The organism is Streptomyces pseudogriseolus (assembly GCA_002154585.1).
Taxonomy (GTDB): domain Bacteria; phylum Actinomycetota; class Actinomycetes; order Streptomycetales; family Streptomycetaceae; genus Streptomyces; species Streptomyces pseudogriseolus.
Map to the genome: position 1 here is coordinate 1 of MUNG01000041.1, position 19,531 is coordinate 19,531.

General features: G+C 69.1%; 14 protein-coding genes and 1 tRNA gene. 5 read left to right on the forward strand and 10 right to left on the reverse strand.

The genetic code is table 11. From position 1 onward, the window contains the following. From sucD to CCN29_RS05525, 3 genes are all read left to right on the forward strand, one after another. The coding region (gene sucD, locus CCN29_RS05515) for a succinate--CoA ligase subunit alpha (protein ID WP_086680292.1) at positions 1–805 on the forward strand (805 nt) is incomplete at its 5' end. Between the two features lie 54 nt (positions 806–859). After that, entirely contained in the window at positions 860–2,401 is a 1,542-nt protein-coding gene (locus CCN29_RS05520; protein ID WP_086680294.1) for an aldehyde dehydrogenase family protein, read from the forward strand. 128 nt (positions 2,402–2,529) lie between these two features. Then, positions 2,530–2,614, forward strand: a tRNA-Leu gene (locus CCN29_RS05525). 89 nt (positions 2,615–2,703) lie between these two features. Here the strand turns inward: CCN29_RS05525 and CCN29_RS05530 are convergent. From CCN29_RS05530 to CCN29_RS05560, 7 genes are all read right to left on the reverse strand, one after another. Next, the gene (locus tag CCN29_RS05530; protein ID WP_086680296.1) at positions 2,704–3,537 is read right to left on the reverse strand and encodes an SAM-dependent methyltransferase; all 834 of its coding nucleotides are present in this window, start codon (positions 3,535–3,537) and stop codon (positions 2,704–2,706) included. A 77-nt stretch (positions 3,538–3,614) separates the two neighbouring features. After that, positions 3,615–4,985 (reverse strand): SMI1/KNR4 family protein, encoded by a 1,371-nt coding sequence (locus CCN29_RS05535; RefSeq protein ID WP_086680298.1) that lies wholly within the window; start codon positions 4,983–4,985, stop codon positions 3,615–3,617. 36 nt (positions 4,986–5,021) lie between these two features. Beyond that, positions 5,022–6,128, reverse strand: a complete 1,107-nt coding sequence (locus CCN29_RS05540; RefSeq protein ID WP_006130651.1) for a vWA domain-containing protein — start codon at positions 6,126–6,128, stop codon at positions 5,022–5,024. A 181-nt stretch (positions 6,129–6,309) separates the two neighbouring features. After that, positions 6,310–7,119 (reverse strand): EcsC family protein, encoded by an 810-nt coding sequence (locus tag CCN29_RS05545; RefSeq protein WP_086680300.1) that lies wholly within the window; start codon positions 7,117–7,119, stop codon positions 6,310–6,312. 189 nt (positions 7,120–7,308) lie between these two features. After that, entirely contained in the window at positions 7,309–9,450 is a 2,142-nt protein-coding gene (locus CCN29_RS05550; RefSeq protein WP_086680302.1) for a UvrD-helicase domain-containing protein, read from the reverse strand. Between the two features lie 84 nt (positions 9,451–9,534). Further along, positions 9,535–11,127, reverse strand: a complete 1,593-nt coding sequence (locus CCN29_RS05555) for a serine/threonine-protein kinase (RefSeq protein WP_086680304.1) — start codon at positions 11,125–11,127, stop codon at positions 9,535–9,537. A gap of 101 nt (positions 11,128–11,228) precedes the next feature. Then, entirely contained in the window at positions 11,229–11,771 is a 543-nt protein-coding gene (locus CCN29_RS05560) for an ATP-binding protein (protein WP_086680306.1), read from the reverse strand. A gap of 107 nt (positions 11,772–11,878) precedes the next feature. On the opposite strand from CCN29_RS05560, the gene CCN29_RS05565 reads away from it, so the two are divergent. Together CCN29_RS05565 and CCN29_RS05570 are read left to right on the forward strand one after the other, a co-directional pair. Further along, positions 11,879–12,748, forward strand: a complete 870-nt coding sequence (locus CCN29_RS05565; protein ID WP_086680308.1) for a helix-turn-helix domain-containing protein — start codon at positions 11,879–11,881, stop codon at positions 12,746–12,748. Next, positions 12,745–12,951 carry a DUF397 domain-containing protein gene (locus CCN29_RS05570; protein WP_086680310.1) on the forward strand — a complete coding sequence of 69 codons (207 nt, stop codon included), beginning with the start codon at positions 12,745–12,747 and terminating at the stop codon, positions 12,949–12,951. Before CCN29_RS05565 ends, CCN29_RS05570 begins: the two co-directional genes overlap by 4 nt. A gap of 55 nt (positions 12,952–13,006) precedes the next feature. Here the strand turns inward: CCN29_RS05570 and CCN29_RS05575 are convergent, their stop codons facing one another. From CCN29_RS05575 to CCN29_RS05580, 3 genes are read right to left on the reverse strand one after another with little or no spacing between them, the layout of a single operon-like run. After that, positions 13,007–16,189, reverse strand: a complete 3,183-nt coding sequence (locus CCN29_RS05575; protein WP_086680311.1) for a type I restriction endonuclease subunit R — start codon at positions 16,187–16,189, stop codon at positions 13,007–13,009. Then, the gene (locus tag CCN29_RS34775; protein ID WP_107481674.1) at positions 16,186–17,484 is read right to left on the reverse strand and encodes a restriction endonuclease subunit S; all 1,299 of its coding nucleotides are present in this window, start codon (positions 17,482–17,484) and stop codon (positions 16,186–16,188) included. The genes CCN29_RS05575 and CCN29_RS34775 overlap by 4 nt, the downstream gene beginning before the upstream one ends. Next, positions 17,481–19,472 carry a type I restriction-modification system subunit M gene (locus CCN29_RS05580; RefSeq protein ID WP_086680313.1) on the reverse strand — a complete coding sequence of 664 codons (1,992 nt, stop codon included), beginning with the start codon at positions 19,470–19,472 and terminating at the stop codon, positions 17,481–17,483. The genes CCN29_RS34775 and CCN29_RS05580 overlap by 4 nt, the downstream gene beginning before the upstream one ends. Positions 19,473–19,531 lie beyond the last annotated feature (59 nt).

Consider the following 19,531-nt stretch of genomic DNA (forward strand, 5'->3'; position numbering starts at 1 on the left):
CCGGCGGATGCTCGCCGCCGGCACCAACGTCGTCGGCGGCGTCAACCCGCGCAAGGCGGGCCGCACCGTCGACTTCGCAGGCCGGCCGGTCCCCGTCTTCGGCTCCGTCGCCGAGGGCATGGACGCGACGGGCGCCGACGTCACCGTCGTCTTCGTACCGCCCGCCTTCACCAAGGCCGCGGTGACCGAGGCCGCCGACGCCGGCATCGGGCTCGCCGTCGTCATCACCGAAGGCGTCCCCGTCCACGACTCCGTCGCCTTCCTCGACCACGCCCGCCGCCGCGGCACCCGCGTCATCGGCCCCAACTGCCCCGGCCTGATCAGCCCCGGACAGTCGAACGCGGGCATCATCCCCGCCGACATCACCAAACCCGGCAGGATCGGCCTGGTCTCCAAGTCCGGCACCCTCACCTACCAGCTGATGTACGAGCTGCGCGACATCGGCTTCTCCACCTGCGTCGGCATCGGCGGCGACCCCGTCGTCGGCACCACCCACATCGACTGCCTGGCCGCCTTCCAGGACGACCCCGACACCGACCTGATCGTCCTCATCGGCGAGATCGGCGGCGACGCGGAAGAACGCGCGGCCGCCTACGTCCGCGACCACGTCACCAAGCCCGTCGTCGGCTACATCGCCGGCTTCACCGCCCCCGAAGGCCGCACCATGGGCCACGCCGGCGCCATCGTCTCCGGCTCCTCCGGTACGGCCCGCGCCAAGCAGCAGGCCCTGGAGGCGGCCGGCGTGCGGGTCGGCCGCACCCCCACGGAGACGGCACGGCAGGTCCTGGCCGTGCTCGACGCCTGACCCCTTCCCGAGCACCTCGACCTCTCGACCGTGCACCGAGAGCGGAGGAACCGTATGCCACCCACCCTCACCCTCAAGTCCGGCACCGCCTGGGCCGACGCCTGGCAGCGTTGCCTGACCGTTGCCCCCGAGGCCTTCCGCGACGACCGCGTCCTCAACCTCTGGAACGCCGCCTGGCAGGCCGACGGCCGCGCCCTGCCCGCCGTGAGCCCCGTCGACGGCACCCCCGTCGCCGGCCCGCCCCGCCTGGACCGGGCCACCGCCCGTCAGGCCGTACGCGCCGCCCTGGACCAGCACCGCGCCTGGCGCCACGTCCCGCTGCCGGAACGCCGGGCCCGCGTGGCCGCCACCCTCGACGCCCTCGCCGAGCACCGCGACCTGCTCGCCCTCCTGCTGGTCTGGGAGATCGGCAAGCCCTGGCGGCTCGCCCGCGCCGACGTCGACCGGGCCGTGGACGGCGTGCGCTGGTACGTCGACGGCATCGACGCCATGCTCGACGGCCGCGCCCCGCTCGACGGACCCGTCTCCAACATCGCCAGCTGGAACTACCCGATGAGCGTGCTGGTCCACGCCCTGCTGGTGCAGGCGCTGGCCGGCAACGCCGTCGTCGCCAAGACCCCGACCGACGGCGGCGTCGCCTGCCTCACCCTGGCCACGGCGCTCGCCGCCCGCGAGGGCATCCCGGTCACCCTCGTGAGCGGCAGCGGGGGCGAACTGTCGGAGGCGCTGGTGCGGGCGCCGGAGATCGGCTGCGTCTCCTTCGTCGGGGGCCGCGACACCGGCGCCGCGGTCGCCACCGCCGTCGCCGACCTGGGCAAACGGCACATCCTCGAACAGGAGGGCCTGAACACCTGGGGCGTGTGGAACTACTCCGACTGGGACACCCTGAGCGCGACGGTCCCGAAACTCTTCGACTACGGCAAGCAGCGCTGCACGGCCTACCCGCGCTTCGTCGTCCAGCGCAGCCTGTTCGACGCGTTCCTCGCCGCCTACCTCCCCGCCGTGCGCACCTTGCGGACCGGCCACCCCCTCGCCGTCGAACACCCGGACGACCCGTACCCGGCGCTCGACTTCGGCCCGGTGATCAACACGGCCAAGGCGAAGGAACTGCACGACCAGGTCGCCGAGGCGATCGACCGCGGCGCCGTCCCGCTGCACCGCGGCACCCCGGCCGACGCCCGCTTCCTGCCCGGCCAGGACACCTCGGCGTACGTCCAGCCGGTCACGCTGCTCAACCCGCCCCGGTCCTCCCCGCTGCACCACGCGGAACCGTTCGGCCCGGTCGACACGATCGTCCTGGTCGACACGGAGGCGGAACTGCTGGCCGCCATGAACGCGTCCAACGGCGCCCTGGTGGCCACCCTCTCCACCGACGAACGCGCCACCTTCGACCGGCTTGCCCCGCACATCCGCGCCTTCAAGATCGGCCACGGGGTGCCGCGCTCACGCGGAGACCGGGACGAGCTGTTCGGCGGCTTCGGCGCGTCCTGGCGCGGCGCCTTCGTCGGCGGCCACCTCCTCGTGCGCGCGGTGACCCGGGGCCCGGCGGGGGAGAGGCTGCCGGGGAACTTCCCGGACCACCGGCTGACCCCCTGAGCCGTCCACCCGGGCCGGGTGCGGCACCTCCCCGGGACGACGGAAACGCAGGTGAAAGGCACTCCGAAACCTTGGTATGGTTGTCCATGTCGCCGCCGGGGAACACCCCCGAACGCGGCAGACACCTTGTCCGGGTGGCGGAATGGCAGACGCGCTAGCTTGAGGTGCTAGTGCCCTTTATCGGGCGTGGGGGTTCAAGTCCCCCCTCGGACACGTGCTCCTTCGAGGGCCCCGACCATCCGGTCGGGGCCCTCGAAGCGTTGTCACGGACCGACAGTGATCCCACACTCCGCTGCGGACGGCTACGCCTTCCGGGCCAGCCCGGCGACGATGAGACGCTCCCAGACGCTGAGCTCCCGTTCCCCGCCTCCGGTGCCCCACGGGGTGGCGCCGACCGGGTCGGGACGCCACCGGGGCGCGGGGACGATCCCAGGGTCGAGGAGCTCCAGCCCGTCCAGCAGGGCGGCGATCTCCTCGTCGGTGCGCCACCGGCCACGGCCGAAGGTCCGCTGGAGGACCCGCTCGGCCTCCGTGGTCTCCGGGTTGTCGCCGGACCGGAAGTGGCTGACGAAGAAGTGGCTCCCGGAGGGCACGTGCTCGCGCCAGTGGCGGACGATCCCGGCCGGGTCCTCCTCGTCGTTGACGTGGTGAAGGATCGCGCTGAAGACGACGGCGACGGGGCGGTCGAAGTCGATGAGCTCCAGGGTGTCCGGGTGGGTACGGACGCTCTCGGGGTCGCGTACGTCGGCCCGGACGACCCGGGTCCGGTCGTTCTGCTCCAGCAGCGCACAGCCGTGGACCAGCACCTGGGGGTCGTTGTCGACGTACACGACCCGGGACTCCGGGGCGTGCCGCTGCGCGACCTGGTGGACGTTGTCGGCGGTCGGCAGACCACTGCCCAGGTCGATGAACTGCCGTATGCCGGTGGTCGTCACGATCTGCGCGATCGCCCGCGTCAGGGCCGCGCGGTTGGCGAAGGCGATGGCCACCGACCCCGGAAGGTCCCGGAAGAACACGTCGCCGACCTCCCGGTCCACGGCGTAGTTGTCCTTGCCGCCCAGCAGATAGTCGTAGACGCGGGCGATGCTGGGCCTGGTGGGATCGATGGAGGGACCTTCTGCCGTCATGACGACCATCCTCCCCTGCACCGCCCCCCGCCCACCTGGTGTTCAGGAATCCCCGTCCGTGCGGACGGATTCCGAGGCCGCCCTCCTCAGGAGGCCGCCCCCTCCAGCACCGTGATCCCGGATATCGGCGGCCGGCCGTACAGGGTGAGGATCTCGTTGGCGAGGGCGATGATGTGCAGCGGGTTGTCCCGTTGCCTGTGGGCGTCGATGCCCGCTGCCAGGAGTCCCTTGGGCACGGCCCCCGCGTCGAGCAGGACGCGCCATTCCGCGGGCGGGAGTTCCAGGTACTCGAGGCGGGTGAGCCGGGCTATCTCGCACGGGTCGGCGAGCGTACCCGAATACACGCTCAAGGTCCGCAGGCGCGGCAGGTCGAAGACGGGGGCGAGGCTGACGGGTTCCTTCTCCCACACCCCGATGCTGAGGACCTCAAGTCCGGGGTGGGAGGCGGCCTCGACGCTGGGCAGGGAGGCGCGGTTGACGTAGGCGACCAGCGGGGGCTGTTCGACCTTCCGGACCGGCCGGCCGTCGAAGTGACGGTGGACGACCATGTCGGTGAGGGAGTCGGCGACCAGTCCGGCGCCGATGTTCCCCTCGTGACCGATGATGATCACCTGTCCGACGTGCCCGTCCGGGCCCGGTGTGAGGTCGACGGCGATACGGTCACCGCCGCCGTTGTCACCGAAGACGATCCAGCCCGGCGAGCCGACGAGCTGCTGCACGGCGTGCTCGGGACCCGTCTCGACCGCGTCCATGGCGCCGAACTGCCACAGCACCTGCCGGGACGCCGCGTCCGCGACGTACACCTCGCTGAGCGGGAACAGATCGCAGCCGATGACGTCGTACGGCTCCCGGAAGTCGTCCCAGTCCTCGTACCGGCTCCGGACGACCTCGTACAGCGCCCTCAGCTCGGGCGGCAGCGTCACCCCGAGACGTGCCTCGGCCGCCGCGAGCTCCTCCTCGGAGGCGCCCAGCGCGTCCGGGAGCCGTTCACGCAGAGTGCGCCGCAGCAGGTCCACGTCGGCGGACGCGGCCGGCGCCGCGCCCGGCACCGGCTCGGGCAGGCGGCGCACCGGTTCGGGCAGCGCCCCGTCCGCGAGGAGGAGCGTGCCGGGGTGCGCGGTCGCGACGCCCGGCTCGACGGAAGGGCTCGGTTCGATCAGGTGCAGCCGGACGCGGCCGGGCGCGGAGGCGGCCTCGACGACGAAGGAGATGCCGTCGCTCCCCTCCTCCTTGAGCGCCTCTACGATCAGGCCGATGGCGTCGAACTCCTCCTGGTTGTCCGAGATCAGCGCGGCACGCCCGGGCTGCGGCGGCCGGTACGGCAGGGGAACGCTCCACCCGCCGGTACCGATCTGCCCCGCCACGTGCCCACCGGGCGCGGAGAGCGTGTCCGCGTGCGCGGCGTGCAAGAGGCGCAGCAGGGGCTGCCAGGTGGTGACGTCATGGAGCGAGGGCACGGGAGGACCTCCGAGGGGTGTGACCGCTGGACGAGGCTAGAGCAGGACCAGCAGCCTGGTCCCCGGCACCAGCTTCCGGTTGACCGACGTCGACTGGACGAACACCGTGTAGGCGTCGTTGCTCCCCGGCGCCACCGTGACCTCCGTCGCCGGCAGGCCCAGGAGCCGGCGGGCGGCGGGACCGGTGAACACCTTGCCGGTCGTGCGGCCGGTGGCCGGGTCCTTCTCCGCCACGGCTATCTGCTTGTTGGCCTGCACCTTCTCGCGCTTGGACAGCTCGTAGAAGGCGCACCCGGTCTTGTACGGATGCCCGGCGCCGGTGACGAAGTCGCGGATCGACGTGGGCTGGTCGACGGGGATGAGCACGTACTTGCCGGCGTTCAGGGCCTGGAGGTTGGACGTCACGTCCGCCGCGCTCAGGTCCTGGCCCATCGCGAAGAGGTTCCGGGTGCCGCGCACGCCGTGCTCGCGGTCGCGCAGGAACCGGGTGGCGGCCGTCTTGACGGCACCGATCGCCTCCTCGACGCCCTGGTCGGAGTCGGCGTCCCAGATCGAGATGTTGCCCGTCGGGAAGCCGTACTGCTGGGCGGTGCGCTTGGCCAGGGAGTTCGGCACCATGATGGCCGACGTCCAGTGGCCGGGCAGGGTGTTCATCTTGTCGGCGATCCGGCTCCGCCACTCGTCGAGCACGGCACGCCCGTCGGGCATGAGGTCGTGCCGCGAACCCGTCGTGTCGGCGCCGGAGGCGTTCTCCTCGCCGTCGGTGACGACGACCTGGAGGAAGCTGTGCTCGCCGTACTCCTCCCAGATGTGCCCGAGGTCGTCGAGCGCCTTCACCGACGCCTGGATCAGCGCGGTCGCGCCGTTCTCCACGGTGTACAGGCCCCGCATGGACGGCAGATGCTTCACGTCCATGTCCCACACCAGGTTCTCGACGAGGTGGTCGAAGGCGTAGAGGCTGATCCGGGTCTCGTGCCCGAGCCGGTCCGACTCCTCCGCGAGGCCCTTCACGAACTCGTCGACGACGCGCACGAGTTGCTCCGAGTGGCCCTGCATCGAACCGGACTTGTCGATGACGAGAGCGACGTGGTTCACGAAGTGCTTCTTCAGCCGGTCCTTCACCGTGGCGCTCATCGCGTCCATCCCTTTCCCCGTCGGCCGCCGGGGGACCCTCCCCAACGCCCGTTTCCGCAGCCGGACGAGTCCACCCACGGCGTGAACGCCGGGGTGGACTCTGGTCCGTCCAGATGATGGCTTCACCTTAGGGAGGGGGACTGACAACGGGGCCCTCGGCAGGGGACCGATCGGCGCCGGGTGCGCCGAGCTACTTCGCTTCCTGCGCCTCGAGGTCGCCGTTGCGCAGGGCCCTGTCCGTGGCCCGCCCGATGATCGCAGTGGCGCTCGCGTCCACGGCGCCTCCGACGATGCCGCCGAGGATCGGGATCCCCTTGGCCAGGGTGATCGCGGCACGCCTGGTGCCGTATTTGGCGATGAGGAAGAAGCCGACCTTGTTGTTGATCTTCCGGATCACGGCGATCGGGATCTTTTTGATCATCTGCTCGCCGATCTTCTGGCCGATCTTCACCCCGAAGGCCGCCAGGACGTTCTGCGCGCTCATCCCGATTGCGAGCATCGTGACGACGGTCCGTACGTGCGGGTCCCGGATGTCCCATCCCCGGAGGTACGCGATGGCGCCCGCCATCCGCATGTTGACGGCGAACGAGGCGGCGACGTTCGCGGGGATGGTGATGCCCGCGGTGATCAGGCCTCCGAGACCGGTGACGAATCCCTGTGTTCCGGCGGCGGCCACGGACTCCTTGATGATGCGGGCGACAACGGCGTCGATGTCGTCCTTCATGGCGTCGGGGGAGCGGCGCTCCTCGTCGTCCGGCGCTCTGTAGGCGTCGCCCTGCCGGCGTGCGAGGCGGTCCTCGGCCCAGGTCGCCGACGGGGAGACCGGGCCCACGCCGTTCAGCATCACCTTCTCGGCGAGCTCCGCGACCCACTTCCCCGCCTTCTCGGCCGCTCCCTCGTCCGGAGTCTTCTCGTCGGCCATCACCACCACCCCTTCCGCGAGCGCCTCCGCTGAGGACGTCCGCGACACCGCGGGTCGTAGCACGTGCAGGTCCGCCATTCCCGCAGCACGCGCCGCGGTCGGCTGGAGCCCCCCTCTGCTACTGCCCGCCCTCCCCTTGACGGCACGACTCCCCTAGCCGAACCGCCCTTCACAAGCTGAAGCGACTACACCCTCTCATGCGTTGAAAGCGCCGTCAAACCATGCGAGTTGGCGTACGGGCGCTCGGCCGACGTAAGGGGCCGAGGGCTAGTCCACGCCGCAGCCGGCCTCCACCAGGAAGGGGCTGGGGCGCCCGGTCCACGAGACGTAGAGGCCGTCCCGGGCCCGCGTGCAGGCGACGAACAGCAGGCATCGCTCCGCCGCGAGGTCGGCTTCGTGCTGGAGCCGGTCGACGTCTTCGGGAGTGATCGCGGAAGGGTTGGGCAGTGCGGCGTCGTTGACGCCGACGACGGCGGTGTAGCGGTACTCGAGCCCCTTGAAGGTGTGCATGGTGCCGACGTTCACCGCGTCGTCGCTGCGGGCGGCTCCAGCGCGGACCCGGCCGGCCGGTATCCGCGCCTTGGTCAGGCGGTGGGTGACCTTCTCGCAGGTCTTGTTGAACCGTGCACAGATTCCGATCTCCCCGTACGCGGCGCCACCGCGCACCCATTCACCCACCTGCTCGACCAGTGCGTCGAGTTCGGCCTCCTCCGACTCCGCGGCGTGGACGCGCGGCCCGGAGCCGTGCAGGGCGGAGCTGTAGCCGACGAGGGTGTCGTGCCGCCCGCTGTCGGCCAGTTCGGCGTACGGGCGGCCGAGCAGGAGCCCCGTCGCCCAGCTGAGGATCTCCTGGGTCGAGCGGTAGTTCTGACGCAGCTTGGTCGAGCGGCCGGCGACATGGATGCCGAGGGACTTCAGCGACACCCGGTTGTCGTAGATCCGCTGGTGCGGGTCGCCCGCGATGAACAGGTCGTCGGGGCGCCGCGGCGCGGCCGCCCGCAGCATCCGCCACTGGGCCGGGTGGAGGTCCTGGGCCTCGTCGACGACGACGTGCCGGTAGGCGGGCCCCTGCTCGGTCAGGAGGCCGGCGGCCTCCACACAGGTGCCGAGATAGGTGCGCAGCCCGTCCTCGGCCAGCCGCCGGGTGAACTCCTCGGTCGTCCGCCACACCAGGGGCCGGGCGGAGACCGGCAGCGCGCTGCCGCGGCCCCGCCGCTCGCAGCGCTCGTACTCCTCCCGGCTGCGGATGTCCTGGGCGAGGACGACGTGCTTGTACTCCTGGGCGAGGAACTGCGGGGTGCCCGTGAAACCGGTGGCCTCCGCGGCCTGCTCCCACCGGGCGGTCTCCTCGTACCCGCTGATCGGCCGGCGCGAGGTGTTGACCACCCGCCCGGCGAAGGCGTCGACCGTCATGACGTCGACCCGGTCGCGCAGGTCGGGGTCGTCGACGAGCAGCGCGAGCCCTTCGCCGAGGGAGTCCACGAGGGCGTTGGTGAACGTGGTGAGGAGAATGCGGTCGCCGTCGCGCAGATGCCGCAGCAGGTGCCGCACCCGGTGGAGGGCGACGACGGACTTCCCGGTGCCGGGGCCGCCGCTCACCTGCGCGGGCCCGGAGTACGACGGCCGGTAGGCGACCTTGTGCTGAGCCGGGTGCAGGAAGATCCGCCAGGCCGCGAACGGCTTGTCGAGGATGTCACGCAGTTCGTCCGCGTCCGTGACGACGGCGATCCGGGTACGGGTGTGCGCGATGGCGGTCGCGTAGTCGGAGGTGTCCACGGGCTCCGTCGAGGCCGCGTCCGCCAGCGCCGGCACCACGACCTCCTGCCACGTCTCCTCCACGCTCGCGCCGAGCGCCAGGTGCTCCAGCACCTTGTACTGGTCCGGCGGGAAGAACCGCCCGAAGACGTCGAGCTGTTCCAGGCTGGTCAGCACGCGGGCCTGCGCGAGCGTGGCCGCGTCGATGCCGAGTGCGGCCATCTGCCCGTCGGACACCTTCGCGAAGAGCCGCTGCTCCTCGGCGGGCGCGATGCGCTCGTACGCCGGGGCCAGTTCCTCCAGGGTCGTGATCTCACGGAGCTCAACAGCGCCGGTGACCGCGTTGATGGTCGCCTTCTGCCGCACGGCCCACTCGGTGGCCTCGTCGTGCGGGCCGACCCGCAGCAGCACGAAGGTGTCACCGGTCTCGGGCGCCAGAACCACACCCCGGTACCCCTGCGTGATCCGGATGGTCCGGATCTGCCGGTCCCTGGCGCCCTTGAGCGCTTCCAGCTTCAGGCCCGGATCCTTGAAGAGCTGGTCGAGGGTCAGCCGCTCGAACTTCTCCCAGGCGTCGAACACGCCGTTCCTGACATGCTTTTCCAACTTCTCCAGCTGCTGGCAGAAGGCCTTGTCGAGGGCGAGGTGCGGCATGACGGAATTTTAGGCTTTCACGGCGTTGCCGCGTGCAGTTCGGCGGTACGTTGGCCGCCGGCTGGCCGGCCGGAGCGGTTCCGGTCACCCGCCGTCCAGCTCCCGGCGGAGCATGGTCAGCACCTCGGCGACCTCGGCGGCCACCTCGTGGTGCGGGCCGTGGACGAGCACGACGTCCTCGTACAGCGCCTCAAGGCAGGCCCGGGCTTCGAGCGGATCGCCCTGGCTCAGCAGCAGCATGCCGATGTCACGGCGCAACTCCACGGCCGCGTCGCTGACGTCGCTCTCCACGGCCCGCTCCACCTCCAGGACCGCCCGCAGCTCCGCAAGCGCCTCCGTCGCCTGGCCGAGTTCGCCGCGGCAACGGGCGGCCTGGGCGCGGCAGTCGCGGGCTGCCTCGTCGGTCGGCCCGTTGATCCGCCCGTACGCCTCGGCGAGCGTCTCGAACTCGGGCAGGGCCGCCCGGTGGTCACCGGCCAGCTGCCTGCTGTACGCACGGCGTCGCCGCAGCCGCAGAACGGCCTTGTTCTCGGAGCCCAGGGCGCGCGCCAGCGGCTCGATCATCTCGCCCGCGACCTCGGCGGCCTGCGTGTAGCGCTCCTCCTCCATGAGGGCGATGTAGTGCTCGTCGACCTCCCGCAATCGCGCCCGCAGCAACTCCCGTTCCGGAGGCGACACCACATGCTCGGCGACCTGGCCGGGGGCCGCCGCGTTCAGGGCGACCCGGGGCCGGCTCTCGGCCCGGGCCCGGGGCGCGTAGGGGCGGCGGTAGAGCCCGGTCGGGTCCGGCGCACCGGGCGGCCCGGCCTCCCCGAGGGCGGAGGACTCACCGGGTGCGGGCAGGAACGGCATCAGCCGCTCGTACACCTCCTGCACGTCCACCGGCCGGCTCTCCGGCGTCTTGCGCAGCAGATGCAGCACCAGCGCCTCCAGCTCCTCCGGCACGTCCGCCCGCAGCCGCCGCAGCGGGGTGGGCGCGGCCCGGACGTGCCGGTCCATCAGCTCGAAGTCACTGGGCGCGCTGAACAGTGCCCTGCCGCAGAGGAGCTCGTGGAGGACGCAGCCGAGGGCGTAGAGGTCGGTGCGCGGGGTGACCCGGGTGCCGCGCACCTGCTCGGGCGCCATGTACTGGTGCGTGCCGATCGGCCGGCCGGAGGCCGTCAGCCGGGTGACGTCGGTCTGAAGCATCGCCGCGACACCGAAGTCGAGGACCTTCACCGTGCCGTCCCGCGCCACCAGGATGTTCGACGGCTTGAGGTCGCGGTGCACCACCGGTACGTCGTGCGCGTACGACAGCACGGTGGCGACCTGCGCCGCCACCGCCACCGCCCAGCTGACCGGCAGGGGCCGCTCCTCGTGCACGTACCGGGTGAGGGTGACGCCCTCCACCAGCTCCATGACGAGGAACAGGTGCTCGTGGGTGCTGTCGAGGACCGCGTCGTACACCTGCGGCACGCCCGGGTGCTGGATGCGGGCCGTGATCCGCGCCTCGCGGCGGAAGCGCCGCTCCAGCTCCTCGGCCAGCTGCGGCGTGGCGGCGACGGCCTGCGGCCGGATCCGCTTCACGGCGACGGGCCGGTCCAGCACCGCGTCGTAACCCCGCCACACGTCACCCATACCGCCGTTACCGAGCCGCTCCAGCAGCTCGTAGCGGCCCGCGATCGGTCTGTCCGGCACCTGTCCCCGCCCCGCGTCCTGCACTCGCGCTCGCCCGTCCCCCGAGCCCATCGGTACGCGGTCAGTTTCTCCGGAAAACGATCTGTGCGTCCAGCCGCGTCCTACGAGGGCGCGGCGGAGGGGCCGGATCGGGCCACCGTGGCCGGGGTGGTCACGGTGGTCGCCGTGTACTCGACCCAGACCGTCTTGCCGGGACCATCCGGACGCGGTACGCAGCCCCAGCGGTCGGCGAGGGCCTCGACGAGGAAGAGGCCGCGTCCGCCGGTACGGGCGGAGTCGGCGGCCGGTTGGGCGGCGTGGGCTGCGGGGGTGGCAGAGGGCTCCGGGAGCCTGTCACCCCGGGTGTCGGTGACCTCCACGCGGATGGTGAGCGTCGCGGCATCGGCGGGCGCGGAGAGGGCGAGGAGGTGGACACGGAAGTCACGGCCGGTCACGTGGCCGTGGATGACGGCGTTGGTGGCGAGCTCGGAGACGAGGAGGCTCAGCACGTCGTGGGCGTCGCTGCCGTAGAGGATGCCCCAGGCGTCCAGCCGTTCCCCGCAGAGCCGGCGGGCCAGGCGCGCGCCTCGAGGCGTGGAGCTGAAGCGGAGCGTGAAGCAGGAGTGGACGGGGGTCGCCGGTGCGGGTTGTTCCGTTCGGTTCATGCACGCAGCGTTGCCGGGTGTGGCATACGGTGACCAGGGGTGACGCGCTGACGCGACGGGGAGTACCCGCGGGCGCGCACCGTGTACGGGACGGTACGGCCGGCCGCGTGACGGCGGAAGTGGGGTGTGCGGTGACGGGTGAGGGTGAGGTGCCGGAGCAGCGGCAGGCGGAGGAGGAACCTGCGCGGGGGGTCATCGGGGCGTTCGGACGGCAGTTGAAGCTGCTGCGGCTTCGGGCGGGGATGGAGCGGACCGAACTCGGCAAGCGGGTCGGGTATTCGGCGGACACGATCGCCTCGTACGAGCAGGGACGGCGGGTGCCACAGCCTCGGTTCATCGATCAGGCGGACGAGGTGCTGGGCGCGGGCGGGGTGTTGGTTGCCATGAAGGAGGAGGTCGGTCGGGCACGATATCCCGTCTTCTTCCAGGATGCTGCCAGGCTTGAGGCAAAGGCCTCCGCGCTCAACGTGTACGCCGTCTACGCCGTACCTGGCTTGCTGCAGACCGAGTCCTACGCCCGGGCTGTCTTCCATATGGAACGCCCCCTCCTCAGTGACGAGGTGATCGAGGAGGGACTTGGAGCACGCCTGCTGCGACAGCAGATCTTCAGCCGTCGGCCGGCCCCCCTGATGAGCTTTGTTATCGAGGAAGCGGTACTCAGAAGGCCACTGGGTGGGGCGGAAGTCCTGAGGGAGGCTTTGGAGCACATCCTGCTACTGGGGCAGTCCCGGAACGTAGAGATCCAGGTCATGCCGACCGGACGTACCGACCACGGTGCACTCGGCGGTCCCTTCACCCTGATCGACACCGACGACGATCAACGGATCGCGTACGCCGAGGTGCAGGATCACAGCCGTCTCCATACGGACACCAAGTATGTGCGTACGCTGGAAGCGCGTTATGGCATCCTCCGGTCACAGGCGCTGACCCCGAGCGAGTCGGCAGCGTTCATTGTGCAACTGATGGGAGAGACATGAGCGCCCAGCGGACCGAGCTGTCTGTCGGCGATGTCGGATGGATCAAGAGCAGCTACAGCACGGGGAACGGCGGTGAATGCGTCGAGGTCGCTGCCGTTGCTGACGCTGTGCTCGTACGGGACTCCAAGCATTCCGCCGGGCCCGTCCTGTCGCTCGGGCCGAAGGCGTGGGCCGAGTTCGTGCAGAGGGCCGCGCGCGGCTGAGGCAGACGCGTCCTGGGGCACCGGCACCGGGTGGGTGCCGGTGCCCCAGGTGCTGTCAGAAGTCGTCCAGCCCTTCCTCCCGGCGGATCATCCGCCAGGCCGCGCGGCGGGCGCTGCGGTCGAGGTTGGACTTGAAGTCCCGGTCCGTCCCGAAGTACCGCTTGCCGAGCGTGTCGATCGTGGAGACATGATCCATCATGTTCTCCTCGAACTTCTTGTCGAAGACGACGCCGAAGTTCTCCTCGTCGTTGACGAGGGCGGCGGCTCGCACCTTCGGGTCCTTCTTCGTGGCGATGAAGGCCGGGAGGACGTCCTCCTCGGTGAACTCTGTGCCGAACTTCGCGTTGAACTTCTCGATCAGTTCGGACAGCAGTGACTTCTCCGCGTCCTTACCGCCGCCGACCCCGTCGCCGAACCCCTTGAGTTCGGCGGGGCCGTCCGGCACGAGGGACTTGTCGTGCTCACCGGTCTTCTCGACGCGCAGGTGGCTGAGATCGACCTCGCCTATGTCGACACCACCGTCCGCGAGGCGGGGGAGTCGGTTGAGCAGGTAACGCCCGTACAGGTACAGCCGCTCCAGATCGGCGTCCTGGTAGGGGACGATCTGCGCGAGGAAGCCGTACTTGCGGACGTAGTCGTTGAGGTTCGTCCGGAACTCCTCGGCTGTCTCGACGTCGTCCTCCTCCTCGCTCTCCAGGAGGGTGCTGAAGCGAGTGACGGCGGGGGAGAGGAGCCGGTACAGCTCGGCGTGCAGCTTCTCCCACTTGGCCTGGGAGCCGCCGGCCTTCTCCTGAGCCTCGAAGTACGCGGCGACGAACGCGTCCATGTCCTGCTCCGAGATGATCGGCGCGGACATGACGCGGCTCTGGGCCGTGTAGAGAAGGTTCGGGTCGGAGGGCAGGGTGTGCGCCTCCTCGAAGTACGGGCGGAACGCGTCTTGAATGTCCTCGGCCTCGTTGACGAAGTCCAGAACGGCCAGGTCGGCCTGCGACTTGCGGTCAGCGGTGCGGTTGAGGCGCGACAGCGTCTGCACGGCGGCGATGCCCGTCAGCGTCTTGTTGACGTACATCGTCGTCAGGAGCGGCTGGTCGAAGCCGGTCTGGTACTTCTCGGCGACGACGAGAAGCCGGTACTCCTGCTGGCCCCGGCCGCCTGCCTTCGCGGCCTTGTCGTCGGCGCGGGTGTAGGCGAACGCCTTCGGCAGCGCGCTCTCCGGCAGACCGCCGTTCTCCTTGCTCTCGGTGGTCTCCTCGTCGTCGATGGTGAGGGAGCCGGAGAAGGCGACCAGAACGCCGAGGTCCGGGTACTTGGTGTCGTACTCGCGGTCGGCAATGTAGCTCTTGATGGCGCGTGCCATCTGTACGGCTGAGTGACGGGATGCCGTGACTACCATGGCCTTGGCCCGGCCGCCGAGCCGGCCGCGGGTGTGGGCGACGAAGTGCTCGACGATCACCTGGGCGTGCTGGGACACCGTGTGCTCGTGCATGAGCGCGAACCGTGCGAGGAGGCTGTTCGCCTTGGAGGGGTCGACTTCCTTCTCGTCGCGGTTGAGGTTCGCGAGCTTCCAGTAGGTGTTGTACGTAACGTAGTTACGCAGGGGGTCGAGGATGAAACCTTCCTCGATCGCCTGACGCATGGAGTAGGTGTGGAAGGGGCGGTAGACGGTCCTGCCGTTCTCCACCGCTTCCGTGCCGAAGAGTTCGAGGGTCTTGGCCTTAGGAGTGGCGGTGAAGGCGAAGTAGGAGAGGTTGGCGGCGTGCGAGCGCTCGACCGCCTTCGCCTTGAGCTTGTCCTCCACGGCGACCGTGGTCGCGCCCTCGTCGTCCGAGTCGGCGTCCAGGCCGAGGTCCCGCAGGGCCGACTTCACGGCGGTGGCCGCGTCGCCGGACTGGGAGGAGTGCGCCTCGTCGACGATGATCGCGAAACGGGTGCCCTTGATCTCGGTGGGGTTGCGCTTGATGAAGTCCAGCAGCGCCGGGAACGAGTGCAGGGTGACGGTGACGATCTTGCCGGTGTCCCGGGAGAGGGCACGGGCCAGCTGCTCGCTCTTCGCCCCGTGCTTCTCGTCGATCTTCACGACCAGGCCGTCGGTCTGCGAGAAGCTGCCCACGGTCGCCGAGAGCTGGGCGTCCAGCGCGCGGCGGTCGGTGATGACGATGACCTTGTCGAAGACGGGCTCGCCGGGCTTGATACGGCCCTCGGCGAGGGCGTCGGGTCGCAGGACGGCGGGGTCCTGGCGGGCGTGCAGGTCGCTGAGGCGGTGGGCCAGCCAGCCGATGGTGTTCGACTTGCCGGACCCGGCGGAGGCCATGATCAGGTAGTTCTGGCCGGCGCCGTGGACGGACGCGTGCGCCGTGAGCTTGCGGACGACGTCCCACTGGTGGAAGCGGGGGAAGATCGTCGTCTTGGTGGTGCCGCCGCCGGGCGTCTTCTCCTTCTGCTGGTGCACGAACCGCTGGAGGAGGTCGAGCCAGTTGTCCCGCTGCCAGACCTCTTCCCAGAGGTACGACGTGGCGTACTTGCCGTGCGCGGTCGGGGCCGGGTTGCCGGAGCCGCCGGGCTGACCGGGGCCGTTGGAACCCGTGTTGAACGGCAGGAAGCGGGTGCTCTTGCCGCGGAGCTGCGTGGTGATGAAGACCAGGTCCGGGTCAACCGCGAAGTTGGCGATGGCGCGGCGCGTGAAGATCAGCTCGGTGGGGTCGCGGTCCGTTCGGTACTGCTCCTTGGCCTGCTCGACGCCCTGCCCGGTGAGCGGGTTCTTCAGCTCGGCCGTGGCGACGGGAATGCCGTTGAGGAACAGGGTCAGGTCGAGGCGGTGGCCCCAGTCGGCCTGCTTGGTGGCGTAGGGGAGTTCACGGACGACGGTGAGACGGTTGGCCCGGTAGCCGTCGAGGACGGAGTCCGCGGAGATGAGGTTGGGCTTGAAGTAGGCGACGCGGAGCCGAACCCCGCGGTCCTTCACGCCGTTGCGGAGGACGTGGAGCAGCCCGTCATCGGCGATGGCCCGGTCGAGGCGCTGCGCGAAACCGCGCTGCGCTTCGTTGGGGTTGCCGCCGTAGACGGTGAGGAGCTCGTCCCACTCGTCGGGCTGCGTGGCCCCGATGAAGGTGAACAGCTCGTTGGTGTCCAGACCGAGGTCGGCCTGGTAGTCCTCCGGGTTCGCCTCTCGCCAGCCTCGTTCGCAGAGGGCGGCGATGATGGCGGAACCGAAGGTCGACTCGTCGTGCACGGGGCTCATGCGCTGACTCCTTCGGTTACGTTGCGTCCGCTGGCGGTGGAGACGTCGAACTGGCCGGTTACGGCGGCGGTGATGAGGGCTTGGCGGCGTTCCTCGAGAAGAACCTCTTGGCGGGACAGCTTTTCTTTGAGCGCCTGGATAGGGTTTTCTGACAGCTCAAGCCCTCGAACAATGACTTCTTGCTCATGGAGCGCCGGGACGGGCACTATGAAGTCGACAACGTGCGAGACATTGATCTGCTCTTGTGCTGCACCATAACGCACTGAATTTACATAGGCCGCACCGAGCGGACTATTGAAGTACGCCTCCAAGTACTTCGGCAGGAGATTTTTCCCCTTCTTGATGACGAGAAGTGACGCACAGTTGGCGCCGTCGAGACTGTCAGGGACTACGGCTGCCCGTCCTGGGTATCCTGCTCTAATTACTACTACGTCGCCGCTGTTCAAGCGCGAGCGCCAGAGAGTCCGGCTGTCGGCTTCGGACATGAACCGCACTCCAGTCAGATCAATTCCCGTTTCCGTAATATTCGACCCTCTCAGGAAGGGAACACCCTCTTCCGTAAAATACGAGGAGGGGTCTACTACGACACCCACGCCAATGCGTGGCACGAGGTGCTTCAACGGAACGACTCGCCAAGAAACGGGCAGGTCTCCCAGCATCGGATGCAATGTGCGTGGGCCAGGCTTTTTTGCACCGCGCAGTATAAGTGACCGCTGTGCGTCACTTCTTTCATGAAGCACCACCTTCAGTCGACGTACGGTGGTGCGCATCTTGTCGATGCGGGCGGTCTCGGCGTCGAGGAAGTCGGCGATGCGACGCTGCTCCTCCAAGGGGGGCAAGGGCAGCTCAATTGCCCGAAACGAATCCCACGAGATGTCGAACTGGTTCGGTGGCTGATTCTTCCCGAGTCTTTCATACTCGGCAATTAGATGACGCGACCTCAGCAAGTGATGGAAGAATCTAGGCTCACCAAGGCTTGGGTTGACGGGCATTACCCAGTACGCAGGACTAGTGATGCCGGCCCATGGAGATACTCCCACCGACCCATGAGGCTTGCCCAGACGGTTCATTACCACGTTGCCAGGTTGGACGACCTTATAAGCACTGAGGTCTTCGCTGGCAGCAGGACGCCCATCGTCGACGGACCGGCGGGTAACACCCTGGTGCAAGTTGACGCCGAGCAGTGGGAGGTCTGTGCAGTTGTCGACCTTTGACTGCGACAGCACGGCCCTAAACGGGATAATCGGCCAGTCTCTAGGATTGCCGTGCTCCGCAATAGATCCGGCGGGACTCATTCCGTCACCTTCCCCAGCAGCCCCTGGATCTCAGCTTCCAGCGCCTTCAGCTCCGCATCGATTTCTGCCAACGGCCGCGGCGGCTCGTACACATAGAAATGCCGCGTGAACGGAATCTCGTACCCTACCTTCGTCTTGCCGTGATCGATCCACGCATCCGGCACGTGTGGGTGGACCTCCCGTTCCAGGTACTCCTCGACGTCCTCGCCCAGCGGCACGTTCTCGTAGTCCCGCAGCTCAGCGTCCGGCTCAGGTTGCCCCTTGACGAGCTGCACCTCGCCCTCAGGGTCCCGTACCCCGACGACCTCCCGCAGCGCCTTGTTGAACGGCGCCCCCGTGGGCCACGTCCCGCCGGCCTGCACCACCGCGTCCTTCAGCGCGAGCCAAGCCTCCTGCTTCGTACCCCAACTCGTCCCCATAAGGGACTTGAACGCATCCGCCAGGACAGAAGCCTGCGGCAGCTTCTGGATCGCCTTGGACGCCTCCAGCGCCGCCAGCGTCTCCTCCGTGATCTCGAACCGCAGCTTCAGCGGACGCTCCACCGTGATCCGTTGGTAGCCGAAGTCCTCGTTACGGAAGACCTTCACCTTGCCGTGCAGCGGGTGCTCGGCGTCGCCCGCCACCGCCAGCGCCTCGCCGTACAGCTTGACCACCGTGGCGATGTGCTCCTTGCCCAGCTGCTTGCGCTTATCGCCAAGCGACTTCCGCATCTTCTGCCACTGGTCGCGGGCATCCAACAGCACGACCTTGCCCTTGTGGTCCGGGCTCTTCCGGTTCGTCAGGATCCAGAAGTACGTGGAGATGCCGGTGTTGTAGAAGAGCTGGTCCGGCAGGGCGACGATGCCCTCCAGCCAGTCGTTCTCCAGGATCCAGCGGCGGATCTCCGACTCACCCGAGCCGGCCGCACCGGTGAACAGCGGCGAGCCGTTGAAGACGATCGCCAGGCGCGAGCCGCCCCCGCCGTCCACGTCGACCGGCTTCATCTTGGAGATCATGTGCTGGAGGAACAGCAGCGAGCCGTCGTTGATACGCGGCAGGCCCGCGCCGAAGCGACCCGCGTCACCGAGCTGCTTGTGCTCGGCCTCGACCTCGTCCTTGACCTTCTTCCACTCCACGCCGAACGGCGGATTCGCCAGCATGTAGTCGAAAGTCTTACGGGCGTGGCCGTCATCCGAGAATGAGTTGCCGAAGCGGATGTTCTCCGGGTCCTGGCCCTTGATCATGAGGTCGGACCGGCAGATCGCCCACGACTCGGGGTTGAGCTCCTGCCCGTACACCTCCACCGTGGCGTCCGGGTTCAGCTCCGTGATCAGGTCGTCCATCGCGGAGAGCATGCCGCCCGTGCCGCAGGCCGGGTCGAGGACCGTGCGCACCGCGCCCGGAAGCTGGAGCGCGTCGCCGTCCGGGGCGACGAGCAGCCGCACCATGAGCTGGATGACCTCACGCGGGGTGAAGTGCTCACCGGCCGTCTCGTTGGACTGCTCCGCGAAGCGGCGGATCAGCTCCTCGAAGATGTAGCCCATGTTGTGGTTGGGCACGACCTCGGGACGCAGGTCCAGGTCGGTGAACTTGCCGATGACCTGGTAGAGCAGCCCCGCGCTGTCCAGCCGCTTGATCTGCTGGGCGAACTCGAAGCGGTCGAGGACACCGCGGGCGTTGTCGGAGAACGCGCCGACGTACACGGCGAGGTTCTTCGCCGCGTTCTGCGGGTCCGCCGCGATCTTCTTCAGGGTCAGGTTCGACCGGTTGTAGAAGGAGTGGCCCGAGGCCCGGCGCAGGAAGCGGTCCGGGTCGATGTCGCCGTCCTTGTACTGCGCCGCGATCTCGGCGACCTTCTCGCGGGTCGGTTCCAGCACACACTCCAGTCGCCGCAGCACCGTGAACGGCAGGATGACCTTGCCGTAGTCGGACTGCTTGTAGTCCCCCCGCAGGAGGTCGGCGACGGACCACGCGTGGTTCGCCAACTCCGTGTGCTTGCTGCTGTTCAAGACTTCTTCCGTTTCCCTTCCGGGGCTCATACGGATGACTGTGCGTGCGGGGAGGGGAT

Coding starts and splice junctions, on each gene's coding strand:
- CCN29_RS05530 (WP_086680296.1), bottom strand. CDS start 3,537: ATGGTCGTCATGACGGCAGAAGGTCCCTCCATCGATCCCACCAGGCCC.
- CCN29_RS05560 (WP_086680306.1), bottom strand. CDS start 11,771: ATGAACCGAACGGAACAACCCGCACCGGCGACCCCCGTCCACTCCTGC.
- CCN29_RS05540 (WP_006130651.1), bottom strand. CDS start 6,128: ATGGACGCGATGAGCGCCACGGTGAAGGACCGGCTGAAGAAGCACTTC.
- CCN29_RS05520 (WP_086680294.1), top strand. CDS start 860: ATGCCACCCACCCTCACCCTCAAGTCCGGCACCGCCTGGGCCGACGCC.
- CCN29_RS34775 (WP_107481674.1), bottom strand. CDS start 17,484: ATGAGTCCCGCCGGATCTATTGCGGAGCACGGCAATCCTAGAGACTGG.
- CCN29_RS05575 (WP_086680311.1), bottom strand. CDS start 16,189: ATGAGCCCCGTGCACGACGAGTCGACCTTCGGTTCCGCCATCATCGCC.
- CCN29_RS05570 (WP_086680310.1), top strand. CDS start 12,745: ATGAGCGCCCAGCGGACCGAGCTGTCTGTCGGCGATGTCGGATGGATC.
- CCN29_RS05545 (WP_086680300.1), bottom strand. CDS start 7,119: ATGGCGGACCTGCACGTGCTACGACCCGCGGTGTCGCGGACGTCCTCA.
- CCN29_RS05550 (WP_086680302.1), bottom strand. CDS start 9,450: ATGCCGCACCTCGCCCTCGACAAGGCCTTCTGCCAGCAGCTGGAGAAG.